The organism is Mesorhizobium sp. M7A.F.Ca.US.014.04.1.1, from assembly GCF_003998745.1.
GTDB lineage: Bacteria > Pseudomonadota > Alphaproteobacteria > Rhizobiales > Rhizobiaceae > Mesorhizobium > Mesorhizobium ciceri.
This window is the reverse complement of record NZ_RZRW01000341.1, coordinates 1-6,454: the sequence shown is the minus strand read 5'-3', so window position 1 is coordinate 6,454 and position 6,454 is coordinate 1. Positions and strand designations below refer to the sequence as shown.

At 64.4% G+C, this 6,454-nt stretch carries 3 protein-coding genes; all 3 read right to left on the bottom strand.

Annotated features, from left to right (window positions below):
* The coding region (locus EOA22_RS21280; RefSeq protein WP_164755702.1) for an ABC-F family ATP-binding cassette domain-containing protein at nucleotides 1-1,357 on the bottom strand (1,357 nt) is incomplete at its 3' end.
* Nucleotides 1,358-1,698: 341 nt separating this feature from the next.
* Nucleotides 1,699-4,836, bottom strand: coding sequence for an excinuclease ABC subunit UvrB (gene uvrB, locus EOA22_RS21275; protein WP_063168832.1), 3,138 nt, complete (start codon nucleotides 4,834-4,836; stop codon nucleotides 1,699-1,701).
* Between the two features lie 124 nt (nucleotides 4,837-4,960).
* A partial coding sequence (locus EOA22_RS21270) for a DUF2778 domain-containing protein (protein WP_127390203.1) occupies nucleotides 4,961-6,454 on the bottom strand: 1,494 nt, incomplete at its 5' end.

Genomic DNA, 6,454 nt, shown 5'->3' with positions numbered 1-6,454 from the left:
CTTCCTGGCAGTCGATGTCGAGATGGTTGGTCGGCTCGACCAGCAGATAGAAGTTGGGATTGGCGAGCCTCAGCGCCAGCATCATCAGCCGCGCCTTCTGGCCGCCGGACAGCGCACCGATCTTTTTCTCCTGCATCTCGATGACCACGCCGGCGCCTGCCAGCAGCGAGCGGGCACGCTGCTCGCCGACATCGTAGCGGCGCGAGACCAGCATCAGCGGCGTGTCGTCGCCGCTGATGCCCGACAGCGCCTGGTCGCTGTAGCCTAGCACCGTCGACGGCGTCACCTTCACATTCGGCACCGTGTCCGGTTCGACAATGGCATTGCGGATCAGGGTGACGAAGCGCGACTTGCCGACGCCGTTGCGGCCGAGCAGCACGATGCGGTCGCCCTGGCAGATATGGCGCTTGCCGGTTCGAAACAGCGGGGTGCCGTCGGGTGTTTCCACAGCCGCGTCGTCGAGCGTGATCAGCACCTTGGCGTGGGTGCCGCGATTGGCCAGTTTTATGGCACCCGCCGACTTTTCGCGGTGCGCCGGTGCGGCCGCTTCTTCCAGTTTTTCGGCCCGCAGGTTGAGCTGCTTGGTCTTCACCGTCAAAAGGTCGCTGCCCGAATTGATGCCGATGTTGTTGAGCTTGGCCGCCTGCCGGCGCAATTGCTGCGCCACCTTCATGTCGCGCTGGAACTTGCGCTCGGTCGAAGCATCGACCTCGTCGAGCGCCTGCCTGGCGCGGGAGTAGGGCAGGGCAAACACCGGCGACTGTTCCGGGCGCAGGAATAGGGTCCGGTTGGTGGTGGCGTCGAGGAAGGCGCGGTCGTGGCTGGCGATGACGACGGGCACCTCGCGCGGCAGCGTGTTCAGCCAGGTTTCGAGCTGGCTGATGCGGACAAGGTCGAGATGGTTGGTCGGCTCGTCGAGCAACAGCACGTCCGGATCGGTGACCCAGACGCGTGCGATTAGCGCAAGCCTCTGCCAGCCGCCACTCAGCGCCTGCATTGGCCGCTCGCGCATCGGCTCGGGCACGTCGAGTGAATCCAGAACCACGTCGACACGCCACATCTCGCTTTCGGCCTGCTCGGACGGCAAGGCATCCGCCACCACCTGCCGGAACGTACGGGTGCGAAGGACCGGGGCAACCGACTGTTCGACATGACCGACGCGCAGGCCGCGCGTGCGGGTGATGTCACCGGAGGTCGGCTCCATCCCGCCGGTCAGGCATTTCAGCAAAGTCGACTTGCCGCGGCCATTGGCGGCGACAATGCCGAGCCGGTCGCCGGTGCCGATGGTGAGGTCGAGATTGGCAAACAGCGGCGCACTCATGGTGACGCCGAGGGATTTGAGGCTGATCAGGGCCATTTGATTTCTCTGGTCTTGCCGGAGACTACTCCGGTCCACTTTGACGGTGCGCTTTCCGGCCATCAGGCTCGGCATTACGCACCACGAAGGGCAGACCAAAAAATCGAAGCGGGAAAAACCCGGACCGTCCCTGGTCAGCCCTGCAAGCAAGCTCGCAGGGCAGAAATCGGGCCACGCTGACGATGGTGACGATGAAACGTAAACACGTGAGCCCTCCTTTCGAGACAAGACGTTGAGTATGCGGAGCGATTACACCAAAGGCGGGGCTGGTGGCAAGTGGGTCGGCGGAATGCGGCGGCGGCGGAGCGCTTCCCTTCCCCTTCTGGGAGAAGGGGAAGGCGCTACTTTCCCGGCCTACCCGTCTTACCCGGCCGGCGCTTTTCCCGACGGGCGTCGGCGGGGTCTTCGTAGGAGCCAATGCCTGTTCGCTGGCGAACAACTGGCTTGGCGGATTCGTCCCCCACGAGGGGGGAGATTGGCTGCGGCTTGGCCGGCACTTTTCCTTCGATCGGTTTTTCCGTCCGCCGCACCGTCATCTCGTCCAGCGAGTTCTTCTTGAACAGCGGCTTTGTGGCGTCCCCGGGAATGCCGAAATCGGAACCATGTGCCTCGGATGCCGACTGTTTCTTGAACAGCGAGCGCGACACCGCGCCGGCCGGCGTCGGCATGTCGGTACCTGGACCCATGTCGTCGATCGAGGGTTTCGAAAACAGCGGCTTTTTCACCGGCACAGTGCCATCGGCGCCCATCTCGTCGAGATCAGGCTTGCGGAAGAGGTTGGGCCGGGCAGCCTTGGCTGCCTCTTCGGCGGCACGCGCTGCGTCGAGCTTGCGAAAACGCTCCTGTTCCTCTGCTGTACGATGTTTGGCCACGCCCTTGTTGTGCTTGCCCTTTTCGCGGCCGGAGGCCGGGCTTTCCATGTCGGCGTATTTGGCCAGCGGGTCTTCGGAGATGGACAGTTCCATCTCACGCAGGCGCTTGATTTCGTCGCGGATGCGGGCCGCCTTCTCGAAGTCGAGATTGGCCGCGGCATCGCGCATCTGCTTTTCCATCGCGTCGAGATGGGCCTTGAGGTTGTTGCCCATCATGGCGCCGGCACCGTCGGTGAACTGCGAGATATCGGCGCGGACGTGGTCCTTCTCGTAGACCGAATCGAGAATGTCGGAGATGCGCGACTTGACCGATTCCGGTGTGATGCCGTTGGCCGCGTTCCACTCCATCTGCTTTTCGCGGCGACGGTTGGTTTCGGCCATCGCCCGTTCCATCGAGCCGGTCACCTGGTCGGCATAGAGGATGACCTTGCCGTCGACGTTTCTGGCGGCGCGCCCGATGGTCTGGATCAGCGAGGTTTCCGATCGCAGGAAACCTTCCTTGTCGGCGTCGAGAATGGCGACGAAGCCGCATTCGGGAATGTCGAGGCCTTCGCGCAGAAGATTGATCCCGACCAGCACGTCGAAGGCGCCGAGGCGCAGATCGCGCAGGATCTCGATGCGCTCCAGCGTATCGATGTCGGAGTGCATGTAGCGGACGCGGATGCCCTGCTCATGCAGATACTCGGTCAAATCCTCGGCCATGCGCTTGGTCAGCACGGTGACCAAGGTGCGGTAGCCGGCCTTGGTGGTATCGCGAATCTCGCCGACGACATCGTCGACCTGGCTCTTGGCCGGGCGGACCTCGACCGGCGGATCGATCAGGCCGGTCGGACGGATGACCTGCTCGGCGAAGACGCCGCCGGCCTGTTCCATCTCCCAGGCGCCAGGGGTCGCCGAGACCGCGACCGAAAGCGGACGCATGGCATCCCACTCCTCGAAGCGCAGCGGCCGGTTGTCCATGCAGGACGGCAGACGGAAGCCGTATTCGGCCAGCGTCGCCTTGCGGCGAAAGTCGCCGCGATACATGCCGCCGATCTGCGGCACGGTGACATGGCTTTCGTCGATGAAGACCAGTGCGTTGTCGGGGATGTACTCAAACAGCGTCGGCGGCGGATCGCCCGGCTGGCGGCCGGTGAGATAGCGCGAATAGTTCTCGATGCCGGCGCACGAGCCGGTGGCTTCCAGCATTTCGAGGTCGAAGCGGCAGCGCTGTTCCAGCCGCTGTGCCTCAAGCAGGCGGCCGGCGCGTTCGAGTTCGACCAGCCGGTGCTTGAGCTCTTCCTTGATCGACTTGATCGCCTGGTTCAGCGTCGGGCGCGGCGTCACATAGTGCGAATTGGCGTAGATCTTGACGCTTTTCAGCTCGCCGGTCTTCTGGCCGGTCAGCGGGTCGAATTCGGTGATCTGCTCGATCTCGTCGCCGAACATCGAGATGCGCCAGGCGCGGTCTTCCAGGTGGGCCGGGAAGATTTCGATGGTGTCGCCGCGCACGCGGAACGAGCCGCGGACAAAGTTGATGTCCTGCCGCTTGTACTGCTGGGCGACGAGATCGGCGAGCAGCGCGCGCTGGTCGAGCCGGTCGCCGATCTGCATCTGGAAGGTCATCGCCGTATAGGTTTCGACCGAGCCGATACCGTAGATGCAGGACACCGAGGCGACGATGATGACGTCGTCGCGCTCAAGCAGCGAACGCGTCGCCGAGTGGCGCATGCGGTCGATCTGCTCGTTGATCGAGGATTCCTTCTCGATGAAAGTGTCGGTGCGCGGGACGTAGGCTTCCGGCTGGTAATAATCGTAGTAGGAGACGAAATACTCAACGGCGTTTTCCGGGAAGAATTTCTTGAACTCGGAATAGAGCTGCGCGGCAAGCGTCTTGTTCGGCGCCAGGATCAAGGCAGGGCGCTGCGTCTCCTCGATCACCTTGGCCATGGTGAAGGTTTTTCCTGAGCCGGTGACGCCGAGCAGCACCTGGGTGCGGTCGTGGTTATCGACGCCTTCGACCAGATCCTTGATCGCGGTCGGCTGGTCGCCGGCCGGCTCGAACTCCGACACCATCTTGATGGCGATGCCGCCTTCGGATTTTTCGGGGCGGGCAGGGCGGTGCGGCGTCCACAGCACGCCGTCCTTGTGCAGCGGATTGCCGGATTCGATCAGCGCCGACAGTGCCGCCACCGTCGCGGTGACGCTGCCCGAGGCCATGGTCTCGGCGTCCTCCAGCGAGATGTCGAGGCCGGCGACCGGATTGAGGCCGGCTGCCGTGCGCTCCCTGGCTGACGCCGCGCCACCCATCGAGGTGCCGCGCGAACTGCGCCCCGGCGAGCTTGAGCGCTCGGGTATCTTCTTCGACGGCTTCGGCGATTTGCCGCCGTCACCCTTGGCGACAAGACGTCCTTCGTTTTCGGCTTCCTGCTCGATCTGCTCGGCCCAATCCGCGATCGAACCGGTCAGCGGCGTGCCAGAGAGCTCCGGCTGCGGCATCTCGGCGAAGCCGCCTTTGTGCAGCGGCTCGGAGGCGTCGAGGAAATCGGTCAGCGGGCTGCGCCGCTTCGGCGCGGCGCGGTCGTCATTCGCCGTCGGCGGCGTTTTCTGATCGGGAGATTTGGCCATGTCCCGAATATGGGATTTCCTGGCCAAAATGGAAAGAGCGCGGTGGGGAGAGGCGTGCCGGACAGCGCTGCTCCTGACAGCAGGCTGTCAGGAGCAGCGGGAAGGCGCCCGAAAGCTCTTGTCGTTACACGCCCCTGGCGGCTGATGCGACCTGCGTCGCCGACCCGTTCAGGCGCGGCACCACGACGAGGCGTTTGATTTTGCCCTTCTTGAAAGCGGCGAGGAAGCGCGCATAGTCCTTGAAGGCGACGCAGCCGCTCGACTGGGCGTAGCGGCCCCGGAGCAGGTAGGTATGGGCCAGCAGGCCGTTGCGATTGTATTTGTTGCGGCCATCGACCGGTGTCAGGCGCAAGGCCTCCACTCCGTGGAAGCGCGACTCGCGCATCGACAGATTGTAGGTGTTGGGCGGCGTCGGTCCGCGATTCTTCTGGTCGGCATAACGCGGCTGGTCCGCCATGGCGCCGATGCCTGAATGCGCCTCGAGCCTCGAGCCGTCAGGCATGTAGACGGTCGCGCTGCTGATGTCGTACACGGCGACGCCATTGCCGGCTCCGCTCCTGGCGGCTGGCGAGTTGAAGAGGTTCCTGAACGCCTTGCCAAGGCCGCCCGACGGGGTGTCGGGCTTGGCATAGGCCAGCACATCGCCGCCATCGGCCGGCCGGCCTTGCCGCGTCGGTTTTGCCGGCTGGGCCTGCTGGACCGTCTCGCGTGCCGGCTTCGGCTGCTGAACGGATTTCGGCTGCTGGACGGACTTAGGCTCCTGCTGGACCACTTTGGGCTGCGGCGCGTCGAATTGCGGACGCCGGGTCGGCAACGGCACGTCGTCGGTCAGAGCGTCCGGCAGCGCGGCGGCATCGCCGGGTTGATCCTGCTGGGTTTCGACGGGTGAAACCACGACATCGGCTGACGATTCCTCGATCGGCAGCGGTGAGGCGAACGCCTCGTCGTCGGCCGGCAGGGACTGCACCAGAGCAAGCGCCAACTGCGAATTGTCTGGCGTACCGGATTGGGCAAAACCCATCGGCGGCGGTGCGGTCTGCACGACCACCGAGTCGGTATCCAGCCGGGCGAAACGTTCGGCCGCCGGAACTGGCATGTTATCGGACAGGCTGGCTGTGACCTGGACGGAGGGCACCAACGACGCCTCGGCAATTCGCGGTGCGACGGTGGAGATCACCGGGCGGGTGTTGGCACTGGCGGCAGGCTTTCCGGCGTCGGCAAAGGCAGCGGCCAGCTTCATCGGCGAAAGCGACGCTTCCATGCGTTCGAAGCGCTCCTGCGCCTTCGACTTCACGGCGGCGGGCATCGGCTTTGCCTGCGCTACAAGGCGTTCGGATTTTTCCGCCCGCGCGCTTACCCTGGCCAGCTTGAAACAGCTGGCGCCGCACTGCACCGAATGATCATGCAGGGCCTGAGTGCCGCCATTGGCGTTGGCCAGCACGAAGGGTGCTTTCAAAAAGTGCTGTTTCAGCGGATCGGCAAGTGCGAGCGATCCCGGTGTCGACAGTGTCTGGGGCAGGCCAACCGAAGTTGCCGATAGAGAGGCGCCGACGGAACTGAGGCCAGCCATGGTGCCGATCAACCAAAGGCCGATGGCGGTGCTGACGCAAGGCAGCGC